Origin of the sequence: Streptosporangium sp. OZ121 (assembly GCF_051918885.1) — a bacterium.
Classification (GTDB): domain Bacteria; phylum Actinomycetota; class Actinomycetes; order Streptosporangiales; family Streptosporangiaceae; genus Streptosporangium.
Genome location: NZ_JBPXMC010000005.1, coordinates 204,013 through 220,242 on the forward strand (window position 1 = coordinate 204,013; position 16,230 = coordinate 220,242).

Sequence of the window (16,230 nt, forward strand, 5' to 3'; positions counted from 1 at the left end):
CCGTCCGAGCAGGTCGATAAGGTCTTGAAGGCAAGGTCGGCCAGGACAGGAGTGCGGCGGATGGTCACCCGGGCGGAGCGCAACGCGACGGACCCCGACCTCGGCGTGCTGTCCGGACGGCTCCTGTTCGCGGTGCAACACGAACTCTTCGTCACGCTCGCCGGGCAGGGGTTCGACGACCTCAGGCACCGGCACGGCGCCGTGCTCGCGTACCTGGACCCGGACGGCGTCCGGGCCACCGAACTGTCGCGGCTGTCGGGCCAGTCCAAGCAGATCGTCGGGGTGCTGATCGACGAGCTGGAGGCTCTGGGTTACGTCGAGCGACGGCCCGATCCAAGCGACCGCCGGGCGAAGCTGATCTGTCCCACCGAACGCGGCCTGTCCCAGATGCGCGCCGCCGACGCCATCATGACCGCCATCCAGCAGCGGCACGCGCGACGCCTCGGGCAAGAGAGCTACGACGAGTTCAAGCGCATGCTCACCGACATCACCGAGCACCAGCGCCGCCACCTCCGCTCCGTCGGCGAGGACTGATCAGCGGTCCGTGACAAAGTCCGAGGTCGGCATCGGCGAGACCTGACCACAGGTCCGTGACGACATGCTCGTGATCGTCTCAGTCATATAGTCAAAAAAATTACTATCACTAAAGTGGATTAAATTGCAAAGTGGCCACCCGCCTCGCCCAGGGCGCCTTCCCGGCAGGCGGCCGACCACGAGCCCGCGACCTGGTCCACTGATCGTCTTGGGCGGACACCGCGCGGATACGCCGAGAGTCCGGTTCCGACTCGCGCCGGTCGGCGCCGATCGGTTCCGGACTCCTCGCAGATCCCACGACCCCGTGAGGGCGGGAACCCTCCTCGTGCGGTGTGGTGACTCGCGTCGTCCACGCTCGGAGGCGGGCCTCCAGGCCCGCGTTCCGTGAGGCTCAGGCCCTGCTACCCCTCTTCTTGGCCTGCATGTTGGAAACGACGCTCACGCAGATGACGGCCATGACGATCTGCACCACGAAGGTCAGCCACGCCCTGTCCGCGAAACCCAGCAGGTGGGCGATGGCGGTGCCGGCGAGGGCGGCCACGATGCCCGCGAGGATGGTGGGAACCCACCCGATGTCCTGGCGGCCCGGGATCAGCAACCGGCCGATGCCGCCGGTGATCGCACCGACGATGATGGCGCCGATAATGAACGTGATCATGGTGATCTCCCTGTTCGGGCAGGTCTCAACTGTCGACGGCGAGCCTAGGATGTCCCTGTTGACATGATCTTGACATCACGTATACGCCGATGACCTGCCTTTATCGGGTGATCGAACCGATCGCGGGGTGCGCTCCCCCGGAAACGGCCCAACACGGCGCAGGCGTCCGCGGGGCGGAGTTCACCGCCTGTCCAGCACCTTTCCGGAAAATGGATCATCCGAACACGTCCTGACAAGGTATGTCGATGACAGGGCCACCGCGCGATGTGCGATCGCACCGGCCCGGCCCCCGGATGATCTCGCTCAAGCGGGCTCCGGCGACGTGTGGAGCCGCCGGTCCCGGCGGACGGACGCCGCCACCGCCGGTACGCGGCGATCACCCGGGCGACCCGGTGGCCGGCCCTCACCCACCCCCGCCGGGTCGCCGCCGATGCTCTCCCGGCCCGGACGGCACTAACCTGGGGACACTTTTCGCGTTGGGTTTAGTGTCGGATGAGGAGCCATGTGATGTCCCCGGTTCTGGAGAGTACGGCTCGCGCGCTGCTGCGCAGGATCGCGGTGGAGCAGGCCCAGGGACGCCTGCCCTCGCTGACCGCCGCCGTGGTGCGCGACGGAGAGCTCGCCTGGTTCGGCGCGCGGGGCCGGGTGGAGGGGATCGCCCCCACACCCGTCACCCAGTACCGCATCGGCTCGATCACCAAGAGCCTGGTCGCCGCCGTGGTGATGCGCCTGCGCGACGAGGGCAAGGTGGACCTGCTCGACCCGGTCGGCAAGCACATTCCCGACCTCCGGGTCGGCGAGGTGACCGTCGCCCAGTTGCTGTCGCACACCTCGGGGCTGAGCGCCGAGTCCCCGGGGCCGTGGTGGGAGCGGACTCCGGGCATGCCGGTTACCGATCTCGTCGCCGGGCTCGGCCCCGAGGCGGCCAAGCACCGGCCGGGACGCCGCTTCCACTACTCCAACGTGGGCTTCGCCCTGCTGGGCGAGCTGGTGGCCCGCCACCGCGGTGTGAGCTGGGTCGAGGCCGTGCAGGAGGAGATCCTGCTGCCCCTGGGCATGCGCGACACCACCTCGCGGCCGCGCGCGCCGCACGCCACCGGCTACGCCGTGCACCCCTGGGCGGACGTGCTGCTGCCCGAACCCGAGCACGACGCGGTCGCCATGGCCCCGGCCGGGCAGCTGTGGTCCACCTCCGCCGACCTCGCCCGCTGGGCGGCGTTCGTGGCCGGGGACACCGGGGGCGTGCTCGCCCCGGACACCGTGGCGGAGATGCGCGAGCCCGCCACGGTCGACGACGGTGACGCCTGGACCGGCGGGTACGGCTTGGGCCTGCAGCTGGCCCGCGCGGGCGGTCGCCGGCTGGCCGGTCACACAGGCTCCATGCCGGGCTTCCTGGCCACGGTGTGGGCCGACCCGTCCGACAAGGTCGGCGTGCTGTTCACCGCCAACTCCACCGCGGGCGTCAGCCGGAGCCTGCTGACCGACCTGCTGGCGATCCTCGACGAGCACGAGCCGCGCCTGCCCGCCGAGTGGGAGCCCGTCGCCGACACCGCGGGCCTGCTGGAACTGACCGGCCCGTGGTACTGGGGACCCAGCGCGTACGCGCTGCGGCTGCTGCCCGAGGGCGGTGTCTCCCTCAACCCGATCGGCGGCACGGGACGGGCCTCGCGGTTCACCGCCCAGGCCGACGGGACCTGGCTGGGGCTGGACGGCTACTACGCGGGCGAGACCCTCCGGGTGGTCCGCAGGCCCGACGGCACGCCCAGCCACCTGGACCTCAACACCTTCATCTTCACCCGCACCCCCTACGACCCGGAGGCGGAGGTGCCCGGCGGGGTGGACGAGGGCGGCTGGCGCAGCTGAGCGGCGAGTGCGGCGGCCGGGCCGGTGGCCTCGGCGTACAGGACCTCCACCCGGTGCACCACGCGCGGCGAGCTCAACGGCACCCACCGCACCTCGGCGCCCGTCTCGGCAACCACCGAGGCGGGCAGCAGGACCAGCCCGTGCCCGGCGGCGGCCAGGTTCAGCACCGTGCGCACGTCCTCGCCGTCGTAGCGGAACGCGGCGCGGAACCCGCCCCCGCCGGCCAGCTCGCGCAGCCGCTCCACCGGTACGGCGACCGGCGCCCGCAGCCACAGGGCGTCGGTCAGATCGGTCAGCTCCAGGCCGCGCCGGTGCGAGAGCGGGTGGCCGTCGGACAGGACCACCACCAGTTCCTCCTCGGCGATCCCGAAGCCCGACAGCGGTCCCACGTCGGGTAGCCGCAGCGGGTCGCTGGGGGCGGCGATCCCGTCGACCAGGCCGAGACCGGCCGCGCCCGAGGCGACCTCCCCGGCGACGCGCTCGCGGGTGACGGCGCGCAGCCCGCATCCCGGCGGCAGGCTCCGCACGATCGCCGGGGTGCAGGCCAGCGGGGAGGCGGCCACCACCGGCCGCCCCGCCGGTCCCGCCGCGGCGCGCAGCACGTCCGCGCGGGCGGCCCGGTGGCGCAGCAGCAGCGGTCCGGCGTGTTCCAGCAGGCGCTCCCCCGCCCGGGTGGGCTCCACCGGGCGACGGTGCAGCAGCGCCAGCCCCAGGTCGGCCTCCAGCGCGGCGATCTGCTGCGAGACCGCCGACTGGGTGTAGCCGAGTTCGGTGGCGGCGGCGGAGAAGGACCGCCGGTCGGCGACGGTGACGAACGTGCGCAGCAGGTGCGGATCCACGGTGCATCAGTATCGCTTATCGAGTCACCAGGAATCATCGTTGGCGCTTACCCGGTGGCCGGCACCAGGATCGGGGCATGAGCACCGCGAGGATCGCCCTGGTGGGCGACAAGTCACCGTCCGTCCGATCCCATGCCCGCATCCCCGTACTGCTGGAGGCGCTGCGCGAGCGCGACGGGCTGGCGCTGGACGCCTACTGGGTCCCCACCACCGAGGCCACCGGCCTTGAGGGGTTCGACGGCGTCTGGATGGTGCCCGGCAGCCCGTACCGCAGCGAGGCCGGCGCGGTGAACGCCGCCCGCACCGCCCGCGAGCACGGCATCCCGTTCCTGGGCACCTGCGGGGGCTTCCAGCACACCCTGCTGGAGTACGCCCGCAACGTCCTGGGCCTGCCCGTCGCGCACGCCGAGAACGACCCCGGCGCCGAGGACCTGCTGTTGCTGCCACTGGCGTGCTCTCTGGCGGGTCACGAGGACGCCGTCCGGCTGACGCCGGGATCGCTGGCCGAGAAGATCGTCGGCGCCGAGAGGACCGTGGAGAGATACTCCTGCGCCTTCGGGCTCAACGCCGACTACGTGCCCGTACTGGAGGCGGGCGGGCTGCGCTTCACCGGCCACGACGAGGCGGGGCTGGTACGGGTCCTGGAGCTGCCGGGCCATCCGTTCTTCCTGGCCACTCTCTTCCAGCCGGAACTGGCCGGAGACGGCAGCCGCCCGCACCCGGTCATCGCCGCCTTCGCCTCGGCCTGCGTCACCCGCGCCGCCTCGTCCGCGCGAGCGTGACCCCCGCGAAACGCCGAGCGGAACGCCACCGGCCGCGGCTCGCACGGACGGCTCGCACGGACGCTTCGGCGGGTGCCGAAGCGTCCGGTGCCTAGCCTTTCGAACATCGCCGAGCCACGGGGGGCCACACCGCGCGCCCCCGGCGGAGAGCGTGGCGGTCCCACGCCTCCCCCTTCGGCCGAAGGGGGAGATCTCCACCCGAGGGAGAACCGATGACATCCGATCCGCTGGTCCTGAGCCGCCCCGCCGAGATACGGGCCGTGCTGGCCGACCCCCGCTTCACCGTCGAACCCGTGCCGCGCCCGCCGTTCGCGCTGACCGTGGCATGGCTGCGCGGAGCGGTCGGCCGCTTCGCCGAGGGAGCCCTGCACGCCGAGCGCAGGGCCGCGGGAGAGGCGGTGCTGGCCGGGCTGGACCCGGACGCGCTGCGCGCCGAGGCGTTCCGGCTCGCCTCGCGGGACACCGGCGGTCACCCCTGTCCCCCGGAGCCGGTTCCGGTGCTGGTGCTGGCCGTCGCCCTGGGAGTGCGGGCCGAGGACGGGCCGGAGGCCGTGGAGGCCGTCGCGGCGATCGCCCCGGCCTACCTGCCAGGATCTGGGGCCGGACCCGATGAGACGGATGTCGCCGCGGCCGACGCGGGGCTGGTGCGGCTCTCGCGCCTGCTGGGCGACCCGGCTCCGGAGCGGCTGGCCGTGGTGGCGGGACTGCTCGCCCAGGCGTACGGTCCGATGACCGGTCTGGTCCGCGGTGCCCTGGCCGCCGCACCGGCACGGTCCGCGGCCGGAGCCGGGACCGGAGCTGAAGCCGGCTCCGGGGCCGGGGGCGGGCAGCCGCGCACGGCCGGGGTGTGGACGGCGCGGGAACTGCTGGACCAGACCCTGCGCCACGATCCTCCGGTCCGGACACTGCGCCGCAGGGCGCCCGGCGACGGAAGGACCGTGGTGCTCGACGTCGCGGCGGCCGGCCGGGATCCCGAGACGCCCCGCGGCCCGGACCTGGCGCGCGCGGGAGACGAACCGGAGTTCCTGACGTTCGGAGCGGGACCGCGCGCCTGCCCGGGCAGGCAGGTCGCGCTGGCCCTGGCGGTCGGGACGATCGAGGCGGTGACCCGATGACGTTCGCGCGGTTCAGGGCGCTGCACCACGCGGACGAGCCGCTGCTGCTTCCCTGCGCGTGGGATCACGCCTCCGCGGCGGCCCTGGCGGAGGCGGGATTCGCCGCGATCGGGACGACGAGCCTGGGGGTGGCCGCCGCGGCGGGCAAGCCGGACGCCGGACGGGCGACGCGGGAGGAGACGCTGACGCTGGCCCGGACGACAACGAGGCTGGGGATCCCGGTGACAGTGGACATCGAGGCGGGGTTCGCCGAGGAGCCAGGACAGGTCGCCGATCTGGTGGCGGAGCTGGCGGGACTGGGAGTGGCGGGGATCAACCTGGAAGACGGGCGTGGTGACCGCCTGGCCGATGTCCCGGCACAGGCGGAACTGGTCGCGGTGGTCAAGCGGCGGGTTCCGGAGGTGTTCCTCAACGCGCGTACCGACGCGTTCTGGCTGGGCCTGCCCGACGCCCGGGCGCTGGCGCTGGAAAGGGCCAGGGCTTACGCGGGGGCGGGGGCCGACGGGGTCTTCGTGCCGGGCGCGAGCGCCGAACGGGACATCGAGGCGCTGGTGGGCGGGGCCGGGGTGCCGCTGAACGTGCTCGTCCAGCCCGGCGTGCCGGTGCGACGGCTGGCCGAGCTGGGCGTGGCCCGCCTCAGTTACGGGTCGCTGCTGTTTCGCGCGGCGTTGCGCGCGGCCGTCACCACGGCGCTGGCGGTGGCCCAGGGCGAACCGCTCACCGGCGATGTGCCCTCCTACGAGCAGGTCGAGGCGCTGCACCGGTACGGCTCGCGCACCGGCGACGGCAGACCTGGAACGAGTCGCCGCTGACGCCCGGTCCTGAGCCGTCATCCGTGACGATCTCGCGCGCCGGCGGTGACGCCGGCGGTGAGGCCGCCCGTCTCGGCGGAAGGTCAGTGCGGATGAGCCTCTTCGAGGGAAGACCCCGCCAGGAGCGCCGCGACCCCGCCGGTGAAGCTGGGGCACTCGAAGACGTCCTCGTGCGGGCAGGCCAGGCCATGGGCGATGGCGGTACGTGCCACCTGGGTCCGGGCGATCCGTTCGTCCAGCTCGGTGAGCTTGCGTCGGCACAGCTCCCGCCAGCCGTCGCCGGTCGGCGAACGAGACGCGACGAACGCTTTGACCTCTCGCAACGTGAAACCGACATCTCGCAGCAACACCACCACACCGACCAGCTCGACCGCCGACGGCGGATAACGCCGTTGGCCTGAGACCCGGGCCGGTGCCGGGAGCAGGCCGAGCTCCTCCCAGTAACGCAGGGCGGAGGTGGCGACACCCGTGCGGCTCGTCAGCTCACCGATCGTCAACTGCTCATCCATTTGACTTCAAGCGTACTTGAAGCCGTTGACTGCGATCATGCAGACAGCAGGCACCTCTCTCAGGCAACGCGCGCTCAGAAGCCTGGTTCGCCAGGCCCACCACCCCCGGGGCGTCATCGGGTGGGCGGTCGGCTGGATGTTCGCTCATCGTTCCTCCAACCGGCAGCGCAACATCTGGGCGGTGTCGTTGCTGGACGTGCGGCCCACCGACCGGGTGCTCGAGATCGGCTTCGGTCCCGGCGTCGCCATCGCCGAGTTCGCCCGCCGCGCCACCCGGGGCCGTGTCTTCGGCGTCGACCACTCGCAGTCCATGGTCCGCCAGGCCACCCGTCGCAACGCCGCCGCCGTCCGCGCCCACCGCGTGCACCTCATGCACGCCTCCGTGGAGCGGTTGCCGAGTTTCGGCGATCCGCTCGACGCCATCCTCGCCGTCAACTCCGTAGGGTTCTGGCCCGACCCGGTGGATCGGCTTCGCGAGCTGCGCCGCCTGCTCCGCCCGGCGGGACGCATCGCGCTCGTCAGCCAGCCCCGCTGCCCCGGTGCCACCCGCGACACCACGGCCTGGGCCGCCCAGGAGCTTCAGGACATGCTCACCCAGGCCGGCTTCACCCGTCTCCGGGTCGAGACCCTTGAGCTCGACCCGCCCGTGGCCTGTGTGCTTGCCGACAATCCGGCCGGCATGCCGTCATGACCGCAGCCAACACACCGGCCGGCTTCTCCGCCGGTATCCGGCTCATCGGGGGGCAGACCAAGTAAGCCGGATCCGGGACCCGGGCGCACCGCCAACCGGTCCGTTCGGCATCCGCCCGGAGCCGACGCCGGAGCTCACCTCACAGGACACCGCCCAGGAGCCCCTGCCGCCGATCGAGCAGCACAACCGATCACGTACTGGGCTCCAGTGCGGGCTGACCAGCCCTATCAGCCCTTTCCGGCGTACTCGGTCCGCCCCCTCACCGACTCTTTCCGCGCCAGAAGAACCGAAGCTTTCATTCGCTGCGTATCGCTTGTGCGGTGGATCTTGCAAAGGAGTACAGCCCGGCCCCGAGCCAACAGGAAAGATCCCGCCGTCAGTCCTTGCCTAGATGATGGGAGAGACTTGTGCGATTGTTACCCCGCAAGACAACGATGTTGAGCATCCTGGTCGCGCTGATGGGCGGCACACTGGTCGCCGCCCCGGCCCAGGCCGCCACTCCGCCCGAGATCCGGATGCCCGCCAGCGCTCTGGCCGACGAGGTGTTCACCACCAAGATCACCGGACTTGCGCCCAACGCGACTGTCACGCTCAAAGCAGAGATGTCCGACGACCTCCCACCCACACTTGGAGGCCCACGCCTGTGGAGGTCGTCAGCGACCTTCACCGCAGACACCAACGGCGAAGTCAACCTCGCCCACGATGCTCCGCTGACCGGCGGAAGCTACACAGGCGCCCAGAAGATGGGCCTGTTCTACTCCATGCGCATCGTGGGAGAAGAGACGCAGTCCACCTTCGGGTTCAACAAGTTCGGCGCCACTCCTACCACCTTCACCTTCAGCGCGTCCGTGGGCGGCTCCACGGTGGCGACCAAGACCTTCGTGCAGCACTTCAGCGCTCCCGGCGTGAGCCGTGAAGTGATCGACGAAGACGGCGTCAAGGGAGTGCTGTACCGGGCGGATGGAACAGAAGACCATCCAGCTGTCATCTACGTCACCGGATCTGACGGCGGCGTGGGGCTGATGAGTGAGAACCGGGCCGCCCTCCTGGCCTCGCACGGCTACACGACGCTGGCGCTCGCTTACTTCAACTACCCAGGACTGCCCTCGACGCTGACCGAAATCCCGCTGGAATACATCGGCAACGCCGTCGACTGGCTCAAAGACCAAGACGGCGTCAGTGACTTCGTCGCCTTCAGCGGAGCCTCACGCGGAGGTGAACTCGCCCTGTTGGCCGGTGCCACGTTCGACAGCATCGACGCGGTCATCGCCATCTCTCCCAGCGGCGTCGTCTGGCCCTCCGTGCCGAGCAACCTCTCGGTCGTGGAGCCTTCCTGGACGCTGGGAGGCCTGCCCCTGACCTACGTCGACGAGTCCCTGTCGAGGGACGACCTCATCGATCTCATGGAAGACAACGAGGGCACCGGCGCGATCGTCCCGCTTCGCCCCTACTTCGAAGACGCCTTGGCCGCCGACCCGAACAGCGCCAACGCCGAGATACCCGTCGAACAAACGAACGGCCCCATTCTCCTGATCTCGGGCGAGGACGACCAGCTCTGGCCCTCCACCGCCCTGGCCAACATCTCGAATGGGCGCCTGCAGGCGAGCACGACCTACAGCTTCCCCTATCGTCATCGCAGCTACGAAGGCGCTGGGCACATCATCCTGGTGCCGAATCAGCCGACCACCTACAACCACTATCTCGGGCCCGCGCCCTACAACAACTATCTGGGACTGGGCGGAACGCCCGAAGCCGACCACAACGCCAACCGTAAGGCGTGGAAGCGAACCCTCGAATTCCTCGCCGCCGCTGTAGCGGCCCACTAGGTCGCCGGTGTTTTTAGCGCGGAGCAACCTTGGTACCTCCACCAAGGCGTCAAGAACGGTGAGGATCGCGAGCGCACACTCCGCTTGGAGGCCGAATCTTCCTCCGCAATGAACGTTTCATAGGTATGACGCTCCACCGTGATCGCTGAGTGGCCGTTCAACACCAGCCATCTAGGAGCTGTTCGGAGTTCGGATCGTGTGGTTGAGGTGAGGAGCTTCAGCCACACGATCGAACCTTGGAGGTAGGGGGCGGCCTCGTAGCATTCCGGTGCTTCGTCGTAGCGGGTGACCCTGCTGGCCCGCTCGGGTTCGTGCGGCCAGTTCGAGGTCGGCGGGCGTGGCGGATGCCCGGTGGTGATCGCGGGGTCATGCCGGTCGGCGTCCAGGTCCTCGCGGACGCGCCCGGTCGTGACGGTCGCCGTGCCGGCGCGCTCCGGCCCGGCTGTGTCTAAGGTGATCTCGTGCCTGCCCCGCTGAACGTCACCAAGACCCGCGCCGCGCTGCGCACCTCGGCGCGGATCTCCCTGCAAATGCTGCTCGTCGTGCTGATGACCGCGATCACCCTGTGGATCCTGGGCCAGATGTGGTCGATCATCTGGCCCCTGGTCATCGCCCTGCTGCTCACCACCTTGACCTGGCCCATCACCCGCTTCCTGCGCCAACACGGCTGGCACCCCACCCTGGCCGCCTCCACCGTGACCGCCCTGTTCCTGCTCCTCGCCGCCGGCACCCTGGTCCTCATCGCCGTCCCGGTCGCCTCCCAAGCCGGCGAACTGGCCACCGGCGTCGGCAACGGCATCCAACGCCTACGCGACTGGGCCGCCGGACCACCCCTCAACATCGGCGCCGACCAACTCAGCACCGCCCTCGACACCGCCGCCACCCGCATCCAATCAAGCGTCGGCAGCATCGTCACCGCCACCGTCACCGGCGTCGGCACCATCCTCAACGGCCTGGTCACCACCGTCCTGGCCCTGTTCCTGATGTTCTTCTTCCTCAAAGACGGCCCACGATTCCTGCCCTGGCTCACCCGCCAGCTCCCCGGCCGCCTGGCCACCGACCTGCCCACCGTGGCCGCCCACAGCTGGGACACCCTGGGCTCCTTCGTCCGCTCCCAAGCCTTCGTCGGCCTGCTCGACGCCATCTTCATCGGCCTGGGCCTATGGATCGTCGGCGTCCCCCTCGTCCTGCCCCTGGCCGTCCTGACCTTCGTCGCGGCCTTCATCCCCATCATCGGCGCCCTGTTCGCCGGCTTCGTCGCCGTCCTGATCACCCTGGTCTCCAACGGCCCCACCGACGCCCTCATCGTGCTCGCCATCATCATCGCCGTCCAGCAACTCGAGGGAAACGTCTTCCAGCCCATGGTGCAAAGCCGCGGCCTGGGCCTGCACGCCGCCGTGATCCTCCTCGCCGTCACCCTCGGCGGCAACCTCGCCGGCATCGTGGGCAGCCTGCTCGCCGTACCCGTCGCCGCCCTGATCGCCGTCATCTGGAACTACCTACGCGACCAGCTCAGCGACCCACCCCCACACCCCGAAACCAGCCCACCCCCCACCCCCACCCCGAACCCCGAACCCGCAACACAGGACGCGCCACAGGCCTGACCACCCACCGGAACACCCGCCACGACACGATCACCGCCGCAGGCGTCGTACGACCTCCTCGGCCCCCAGGACCTTCGCGGCCCGCTGCGCGGCGACGTTGGCCGCGAGCTCGTCGCGGGTGGCGAAGCACGGATACGCCTTGTTCCGGCGCGGGAGTTCCCGCATCATGGCCACGTACACGCTGCCGATGTGGGCGAGGCCGGTGGGCCGTCCCCCGCGGGTCATCCGGTGCGGCGGGAGCGGGCCAGCACCAGCCCGCCGAGGGCCATGCCGATCAACCCCACCACCACGGCCACGACTCCTCCGACTATCCCGTAACCGGTGCCGGGGCCACCCTCGGCGGCGGCCACGATCATCCCGCCGATGACCGCGCTGATCAGCCCCGCCGCCAGGGCCACGAAGGCCCCCCTTCTCCCGGAGCCGGAGCCGATCCGGCCGGTGGAGCGGGCCAGCGCCAGCCCGCCGGCGACCACGCCGACCAGCCCCACCCCCGCGCCCACCAGGGACCAGAGCCGCCCGGCGGTCATGGTGTAGGCACCGACGGGCTCCAGCTGGACCGAGGCGTGCGCGACCGCCGGTACGGCGAGCTGGAAACCTCCGATCAGGGCGGCTCCGGCCACGGCAAGCACACGTCGGACTGACATGAGGTGCTCCTTTTCTCCTACGACTGGCTGCTACGACTCGATATCGCCTGATCATGTCCGCCGGACCCGCCGCCGGTCGTCCGGCGGACGCGGACACTTCGCGCTGCCGCCGGTGCCGCAGCCGGCTGCCGCGGACGCCGCAGGAGCCGCGAGGCTACCGCGGGCGCGGTAGCCTGCCGATCGTCCGTGGGCGGGAGTCGCCCGCGCGGGCATCCGGCTAGGGTTCGCGCATGAGTACAGGACGGTCCGGTGTCCGGGCCGATGTCCAGGATTGGGCGATCGCCGTCGGCGTGGCGGCGACGCTGCTGGTCACCGGGCTGTCCGGGCGGCACTCCGCCACGGACCTCGCCCTGCTCGGCTACGCGCTGCTGGCGGCCGGCGGCCTGGTGCTGGCCGCGCGCCGCCGGGCCCCGATTCCCGTCCTGGCCGTCACCGGGCTGTGCGCGGTGGGTTACCAGGCCGCCGGTTTCGACGTGCCCGCCGTCGCGTACCTGTTCGCGGTGTACGCCGCCGTACGGGCGGGACACCGCACCGTCACGGTGGTGGCGAGCGTGATCGTGCTGGCCGCGCTCCCCTTCGCGGCCCTGGTCTCGGGCTCGCACGACCTGGGCGAGGCGCTCGCGCAGGCCCGAGGCGCCCTTGAGCTGGCCTGGCTGGTCGCGGCCGGCGCCGCGGGTGAGGCGCTGCGGCAGGCCGAGCGGCGGGCGGACGAGGCCGAGCGCACCCGGGAGGAGACCGCGCGGCACCGCGCCGACGAGGAGCGGCTGCACATCGCGCGGGAGCTGCACGATTCGCTCACCCACCAGATCTCGATCATCAAGGTGCAGGCCGAGGTCGCCGTCCACGTGGCCCGCAGGCGCGGCGAGCAGGTGCCGGAGGCCCTGCTCGCGATCCAGGAGGCCGGACGTGAGGCGACCCGGGAACTGCGCGCGACCCTGCAGGCGCTGCGCGACGACGACACGACCCCGCCGCGTGGGCTCGACCACATCCCGGAGCTGCTGGAAAGGGCCCGCACCATCGGCCTGGACGCGACGCTGACCATCGAAGGGCAACGGCACGACGTGCCGGCCGCGGTGAGCCGGACCGTCTACCGGATCGTCCAGGAGTCGCTCACCAACGTCTCCCGGCATGCCGCCGCCGCCACCGCGTCGGTCCGGATCGACTACCGTCCCGACACCCTCGCGATCCGCATCGACGACGACGGCAAGGCCACGCCGGACACCGCCCCGGTGCCCGGCGTCGGGCTGCTCGGGATGCGCGAGCGCGTCGCCGCCCTCGGCGGTCGCCTGCGGGCGGCACCGCGCGGCGAGGGCGGCTTCACCGTCCAGGCCGAACTTCCCGTGGACCGAACGTCATGATCCGTGTCCTGCTGGTCGACGACCAGCCGCTCATCCGCAGCGGATTCCGCGCGCTCCTCGACCTCGAGGACGACATCGAGGTGGTGGCCGAGGCCGGCGACGGGCTGGAGGGCCTGGCCCTGGCCAGGGAACACCTGCCCGACATCGCTCTCATCGACATCCAGATGCCGGTCGTCGACGGCATCGAGGCGACCCGGCGCATCGCCGCCGACCCGGCCCTGGCCGGGGTGCACGTCGTCATCCTGACCAACTACGGCCTCGACGAACACGTCTTCGACGCGCTGCGCGCCGGCGCGGCCGGATTCCTCGTCAAGGACATCGTGCCCGAGGACTTCCTGCACGCCGTACGCGTCGCCGCGCGCGGCGACGCCCTGCTCGCCCCGTCGATCACCCGCAGGCTCATCAACAGGTACGTCAACCAGCCGCTCGACAGCGGCACCGGCACGGGGCTGAAAGAACTGACCAACCGCGAGCGCGAGGCCGTCGCCCTGGTCGCGCAGGGCCTGTCCAACGACCAGATCGCGGACCGCATGGTGATCAGTCCGCTGACCGCGAAAACCCACATCAACCGGGCCATGGCCAAGCTCCACGCCCGCGACCGCGCCCAGCTCGTGGTCCTCGCCTACGAATCCGGCCTGGTGGTCCCGCGCGGCTCCTGACGTCCTCTGACACCGGGACCGGGCATCCCGGCGTGCGAACGACGCCGGGACCGGGCACCCCGGCGTGCGGGCGCGCGCGAACGCCGGGCCGGGGCCGTCAGGCGGCGTCCGGGCGCCTGCGCTCCCACCAGAGCGCGGCCCCGGTGACCACCGCGCCGACCCCCTCCCAGATGCCGACGCCGATGAACCGGGCGGGGGCGGCGCCGGTCACCACCAGGAGGGTGAAGACCGTGAACGTCAGCAGGCGGAACGGCACCGTCCACAGGAAGAAGGGCCGGTAGTCGGCCGCGGCGGCCAGGAGGTAGTAGACGCCCATGTTCACCGCGGCCATCGAGGAGGCGGCGAGGTACACCTTCGTGTAGTCGCCGGGGTCACGCGTCTGCGGCACCTCGAAGCCGAGGAGGGCGAGCATGGTGTCCGGCGACACCAGGCCGACGACGCCGAGTGCCACGGCGAGAAGGCCGAAGACGGCCATCGTCCAGCCGGAGAGGGAACGAGGGAGTCGCATGGCGGATCCTCCGGATACCAGGTCATCGATCGTGGGGGGGTGGCCTCCCAGCGATCTTAGGATCACCACGTGTGCCGGCCGAAGCCGGTGATCGGATGAGAGGTATCCGGCCTCGCGGCCGGCACGGCGATGGACGCGCGGACCCGCTCTCGGCGGCGGCGGGCCCGCTCTCAGCGGCGGCGGGTCCGCGGCGGGCTCGGCCGCTCGGGGGGCAGGACCTCGACGGAGGTCTTGCGGATGTGGTCGTAGACCAGCGAGGTGCGTACGTCGGCGATGTTGCGGTGCCTGGAGACGTGGTCGAGGACGAAGTCGCGCAGGTGGCCGGTGTCGCGTACGGCCACCTGGATGATGAAGTCGTCGCCGCCGGACACCACGAAGACCGCGAGGGTCTCGGGAAGCGCGGCGACATGGTCGCGGAAGCCCTCGACCGCCTCCCTGATCTTCGGGTGCAGCCGGACGTTGATGAGCGCCTGGACCGGGCGGCCGATGGCGGCGAGGTTGACCTCGGCGTGGAAGCCCTCGATCACCTCCCTGCTCCGCAGGGACCGCACCCGCTCCAGGCAGGTCGAGGGCGCGATGCCGAGCCGCTCGGCCAGCTCGCGGTTGGTCTGGCGGCCGTCGCGCTGGAGCTCGGCGAGGATGGCCGTGTCAAGTTCGTCCACGCACACATCTTCCCAGAGATTTCCGAATTTTCTTCGGAAGCGATGAGATCGAGTTGTGATTCCTGCATTTCAGATGCGAACGTCCTCTCAGAAATTCGGAGAGAGGGAGACGGATGACCATATCGGCCGACTGGATCGGCACCCTGGACCGCCGGACCGACCTGCCCACCCGGCGGCTTCCGGCGAAATGGGTGATCGTGATCGACCATGATCTGCCCCGTGGCCTGCAGGCCAACGCCGCCGCCTGCCTGGCCGCGTCCGTGGGCAACGCGGTGCCCGCGATCCTGGGGTCGGCGGGCACCGACGCCTCGGGCCACACCCACGCCGGGCTGCCCTGGACCGGGTGCACGGTGCTGGCCGCGCCCGCCGACGTCGTCCGCCGGATCAGGAACGAGGCGGCGGAGGAGGCGGAGCTGGTCGTCGCCGACATGGCGGCCATCGCGCAGCGGACCAACGTCTACGACGAGTATCTGGCCGGGCTGGCCCGCGCCGGCGGCGAGGATCTCTCGTACTACGCGGTGAGCCTGCTGGGCCCGCGCCAGGCCGTGGAGCGCCTCACGGGCAAGCTCCCGCTGCTGCGCTGACGGCACGCAGAGGCGCGGCGCGGATCCGGAAGACGCGGATCCGGAAAGGACCGCCCCAAGAGGACCGCTCCCGGAAGCGCCGGTTCACAGGGGCAGGACGCCGCCGGGCTTGAGGGCCTTCATGGCGATCTGTGAGGTGAGCTTGTCCAGACCGGGCAGGCGGCCGAGCCTCTCCAGGCAGAGCTGGCTGTAGGCGTCCATGTCGGGCACCGCCACCCGCAGCACGTAGTCGGGGCGGCCGAACATGCGCAGGCACTCCACCACGTCGTCGATCTCCATGACGGCGGCCTCGAAGGCGGTGACCGTCTCGGCGTCCTGGCCCTCCAGCTCGACGTAGGCGACGACCTGGAAGCCCCGTCCCACGGCCGTCGGGTCGATCACGGCACGGTAGCCGGTGATCACTCCGGTCTCCTCCAGGTTGCGGACCCGGCGCAGGCACGGCGAGGGGGTCAGCCGCACCCGCTCGGCCAGCTCCAGGTTGCTCAGCCGCCCCTCCACCTGCAGGAGACCGAGAATTGCGCGATCCGTCACATCCATGACATCGGATGCTAACGAGAGGGGCCAACCTTGGAAAGTTTGACA

At 71.2% G+C, this 16,230-nt stretch carries 19 protein-coding genes; 11 read left to right on the forward strand and 8 right to left on the reverse strand.

The window, feature by feature from the left end:
* Nucleotides 1–60: 60 nt before the first annotated feature.
* A complete protein-coding gene (locus tag ACTOQ1_RS13070) occupies nt 61–534 on the forward strand; it encodes a MarR family winged helix-turn-helix transcriptional regulator (protein WP_440066903.1) in 474 nt (157 codons plus the stop codon).
* A gap of 391 nt (nt 535–925) precedes the next feature.
* On the opposite strand, the gene ACTOQ1_RS13075 is transcribed toward ACTOQ1_RS13070, so the two are convergent.
* On the reverse strand, nt 926–1,192 hold the full coding sequence (locus ACTOQ1_RS13075) for a GlsB/YeaQ/YmgE family stress response membrane protein (RefSeq protein WP_440066905.1): 267 nt from the start codon (nt 1,190–1,192) through the stop codon (nt 926–928).
* Between the two features lie 507 nt (nt 1,193–1,699).
* Here ACTOQ1_RS13075 and ACTOQ1_RS13080 point away from each other — a divergent pair.
* Nucleotides 1,700–3,055: a serine hydrolase domain-containing protein gene (locus tag ACTOQ1_RS13080; protein ID WP_440066907.1), complete on the forward strand. Its 1,356-nt coding sequence runs from the start codon at nt 1,700–1,702 to the stop codon at nt 3,053–3,055.
* On the opposite strand, the gene ACTOQ1_RS13085 is transcribed toward ACTOQ1_RS13080, so the two are convergent.
* Nucleotides 2,998–3,894, reverse strand: coding sequence for a LysR family transcriptional regulator (locus ACTOQ1_RS13085; protein WP_440066909.1), 897 nt, complete (start codon nt 3,892–3,894; stop codon nt 2,998–3,000). The genes ACTOQ1_RS13080 and ACTOQ1_RS13085 overlap by 58 nt on opposite strands.
* A gap of 77 nt (nt 3,895–3,971) precedes the next feature.
* Here ACTOQ1_RS13085 and ACTOQ1_RS13090 point away from each other — a divergent pair, with 77 nt between their 5' ends.
* The 3 genes from ACTOQ1_RS13090 (at nt 3,972) to ACTOQ1_RS13100 (ending at nt 6,603) form a co-directional block, all read left to right on the forward strand.
* A complete protein-coding gene (locus ACTOQ1_RS13090; RefSeq protein ID WP_440066911.1) occupies nt 3,972–4,676 on the forward strand; it encodes a CTP synthase C-terminal region-related (seleno)protein in 705 nt (234 codons plus the stop codon).
* Between the two features lie 212 nt (nt 4,677–4,888).
* Nucleotides 4,889–5,791 carry a hypothetical protein gene (locus tag ACTOQ1_RS13095; protein WP_440066913.1) on the forward strand — a complete coding sequence of 301 codons (903 nt, stop codon included), beginning with the start codon at nt 4,889–4,891 and terminating at the stop codon, nt 5,789–5,791.
* The gene (locus ACTOQ1_RS13100; RefSeq protein WP_440066915.1) at nt 5,788–6,603 is read left to right on the forward strand and encodes an isocitrate lyase/PEP mutase family protein; all 816 of its coding nucleotides are present in this window, start codon (nt 5,788–5,790) and stop codon (nt 6,601–6,603) included. Before ACTOQ1_RS13095 ends, ACTOQ1_RS13100 begins: the two co-directional genes overlap by 4 nt.
* 83 nt (nt 6,604–6,686) lie before the next feature.
* Here ACTOQ1_RS13100 and ACTOQ1_RS13105 read toward each other — a convergent pair whose 3' ends face one another.
* Nucleotides 6,687–7,112 carry a MerR family transcriptional regulator gene (locus ACTOQ1_RS13105; protein ID WP_440066916.1) on the reverse strand — a complete coding sequence of 142 codons (426 nt, stop codon included), beginning with the start codon at nt 7,110–7,112 and terminating at the stop codon, nt 6,687–6,689.
* Between the two features lie 37 nt (nt 7,113–7,149).
* On the opposite strand from ACTOQ1_RS13105, the gene ACTOQ1_RS13110 reads away from it, so the two are divergent.
* From ACTOQ1_RS13110 to ACTOQ1_RS13120, 3 genes are all read left to right on the forward strand, one after another.
* A complete protein-coding gene (locus ACTOQ1_RS13110; RefSeq protein WP_440066919.1) occupies nt 7,150–7,803 on the forward strand; it encodes a class I SAM-dependent methyltransferase in 654 nt (217 codons plus the stop codon).
* A 434-nt stretch (nt 7,804–8,237) separates the two neighbouring features.
* On the forward strand, nt 8,238–9,629 hold the full coding sequence (locus tag ACTOQ1_RS13115) for an acyl-CoA thioester hydrolase/BAAT C-terminal domain-containing protein (RefSeq protein ID WP_440066921.1): 1,392 nt from the start codon (nt 8,238–8,240) through the stop codon (nt 9,627–9,629).
* A 461-nt stretch (nt 9,630–10,090) separates the two neighbouring features.
* The gene (locus ACTOQ1_RS13120) at nt 10,091–11,233 is read left to right on the forward strand and encodes an AI-2E family transporter (protein ID WP_440066923.1); all 1,143 of its coding nucleotides are present in this window, start codon (nt 10,091–10,093) and stop codon (nt 11,231–11,233) included.
* 30 nt (nt 11,234–11,263) lie between these two features.
* Here ACTOQ1_RS13120 and ACTOQ1_RS13125 read toward each other — a convergent pair whose 3' ends face one another.
* A complete protein-coding gene (locus ACTOQ1_RS13125) occupies nt 11,264–11,458 on the reverse strand; it encodes a hypothetical protein (protein WP_440066925.1) in 195 nt (64 codons plus the stop codon).
* Nucleotides 11,455–11,877, reverse strand: coding sequence for a DUF6223 family protein (locus ACTOQ1_RS13130; protein WP_440066926.1), 423 nt, complete (start codon nt 11,875–11,877; stop codon nt 11,455–11,457). Before ACTOQ1_RS13130 ends, ACTOQ1_RS13125 begins: the two co-directional genes overlap by 4 nt.
* Nucleotides 11,878–12,107: 230 nt before the next feature.
* Between ACTOQ1_RS13130 and ACTOQ1_RS13135 the strand changes: the two genes are divergently transcribed.
* Both ACTOQ1_RS13135 and ACTOQ1_RS13140 read left to right on the forward strand, forming a co-directional pair.
* Nucleotides 12,108–13,235 (forward strand): sensor histidine kinase, encoded by a 1,128-nt coding sequence (locus tag ACTOQ1_RS13135; RefSeq protein ID WP_440066928.1) that lies wholly within the window; start codon nt 12,108–12,110, stop codon nt 13,233–13,235.
* The gene (locus ACTOQ1_RS13140) at nt 13,232–13,894 is read left to right on the forward strand and encodes a response regulator (RefSeq protein ID WP_440066930.1); all 663 of its coding nucleotides are present in this window, start codon (nt 13,232–13,234) and stop codon (nt 13,892–13,894) included. Before ACTOQ1_RS13135 ends, ACTOQ1_RS13140 begins: the two co-directional genes overlap by 4 nt.
* A 97-nt stretch (nt 13,895–13,991) precedes the next feature.
* Here ACTOQ1_RS13140 and ACTOQ1_RS13145 read toward each other — a convergent pair whose 3' ends face one another.
* Both ACTOQ1_RS13145 and ACTOQ1_RS13150 read right to left on the reverse strand, forming a co-directional pair.
* Nucleotides 13,992–14,402, reverse strand: coding sequence for a hypothetical protein (locus ACTOQ1_RS13145; protein WP_440066932.1), 411 nt, complete (start codon nt 14,400–14,402; stop codon nt 13,992–13,994).
* 170 nt (nt 14,403–14,572) lie between these two features.
* On the reverse strand, nt 14,573–15,064 hold the full coding sequence (locus ACTOQ1_RS13150; protein WP_362682891.1) for an Lrp/AsnC family transcriptional regulator: 492 nt from the start codon (nt 15,062–15,064) through the stop codon (nt 14,573–14,575).
* Between the two features lie 113 nt (nt 15,065–15,177).
* On the opposite strand from ACTOQ1_RS13150, the gene ACTOQ1_RS13155 reads away from it, so the two are divergent.
* Nucleotides 15,178–15,648, forward strand: coding sequence for a DUF2000 domain-containing protein (locus ACTOQ1_RS13155; protein WP_440066934.1), 471 nt, complete (start codon nt 15,178–15,180; stop codon nt 15,646–15,648).
* Nucleotides 15,649–15,732: 84 nt separating this feature from the next.
* Here the strand turns inward: ACTOQ1_RS13155 and ACTOQ1_RS13160 are convergent, their stop codons facing one another.
* Nucleotides 15,733–16,185 (reverse strand): Lrp/AsnC family transcriptional regulator, encoded by a 453-nt coding sequence (locus ACTOQ1_RS13160; protein WP_362845710.1) that lies wholly within the window; start codon nt 16,183–16,185, stop codon nt 15,733–15,735.
* Nucleotides 16,186–16,230: the final 45 nt, after the last annotated feature.

Excerpts from the sequence above, each read along its gene's own strand:
- ACTOQ1_RS13100 (WP_440066915.1), top strand. The coding sequence starts at position 5,788 with ATGACGTTCGCGCGGTTCAGGGCGCTGCACCACGCGGACGAGCCGCTG.
- ACTOQ1_RS13070 (WP_440066903.1), top strand. The coding sequence starts at position 61 with ATGGTCACCCGGGCGGAGCGCAACGCGACGGACCCCGACCTCGGCGTG.
- ACTOQ1_RS13095 (WP_440066913.1), top strand. The coding sequence starts at position 4,889 with ATGACATCCGATCCGCTGGTCCTGAGCCGCCCCGCCGAGATACGGGCC.
- ACTOQ1_RS13135 (WP_440066928.1), top strand. The coding sequence starts at position 12,108 with ATGAGTACAGGACGGTCCGGTGTCCGGGCCGATGTCCAGGATTGGGCG.
- ACTOQ1_RS13105 (WP_440066916.1), bottom strand. The coding sequence starts at position 7,112 with ATGGATGAGCAGTTGACGATCGGTGAGCTGACGAGCCGCACGGGTGTC.
- ACTOQ1_RS13125 (WP_440066925.1), bottom strand. The coding sequence starts at position 11,458 with ATGACCCGCGGGGGACGGCCCACCGGCCTCGCCCACATCGGCAGCGTG.
- ACTOQ1_RS13080 (WP_440066907.1), top strand. The coding sequence starts at position 1,700 with ATGTCCCCGGTTCTGGAGAGTACGGCTCGCGCGCTGCTGCGCAGGATC.
- ACTOQ1_RS13115 (WP_440066921.1), top strand. The coding sequence starts at position 8,238 with ATGTTGAGCATCCTGGTCGCGCTGATGGGCGGCACACTGGTCGCCGCC.
- ACTOQ1_RS13155 (WP_440066934.1), top strand. The coding sequence starts at position 15,178 with ATGACCATATCGGCCGACTGGATCGGCACCCTGGACCGCCGGACCGAC.
- ACTOQ1_RS13090 (WP_440066911.1), top strand. The coding sequence starts at position 3,972 with ATGAGCACCGCGAGGATCGCCCTGGTGGGCGACAAGTCACCGTCCGTC.
- ACTOQ1_RS13130 (WP_440066926.1), bottom strand. The coding sequence starts at position 11,877 with ATGTCAGTCCGACGTGTGCTTGCCGTGGCCGGAGCCGCCCTGATCGGA.
- ACTOQ1_RS13160 (WP_362845710.1), bottom strand. The coding sequence starts at position 16,185 with ATGGATGTGACGGATCGCGCAATTCTCGGTCTCCTGCAGGTGGAGGGG.
- ACTOQ1_RS13145 (WP_440066932.1), bottom strand. The coding sequence starts at position 14,402 with ATGCGACTCCCTCGTTCCCTCTCCGGCTGGACGATGGCCGTCTTCGGC.
- ACTOQ1_RS13110 (WP_440066919.1), top strand. The coding sequence starts at position 7,150 with ATGCAGACAGCAGGCACCTCTCTCAGGCAACGCGCGCTCAGAAGCCTG.
- ACTOQ1_RS13140 (WP_440066930.1), top strand. The coding sequence starts at position 13,232 with ATGATCCGTGTCCTGCTGGTCGACGACCAGCCGCTCATCCGCAGCGGA.
- ACTOQ1_RS13075 (WP_440066905.1), bottom strand. The coding sequence starts at position 1,192 with ATGATCACGTTCATTATCGGCGCCATCATCGTCGGTGCGATCACCGGC.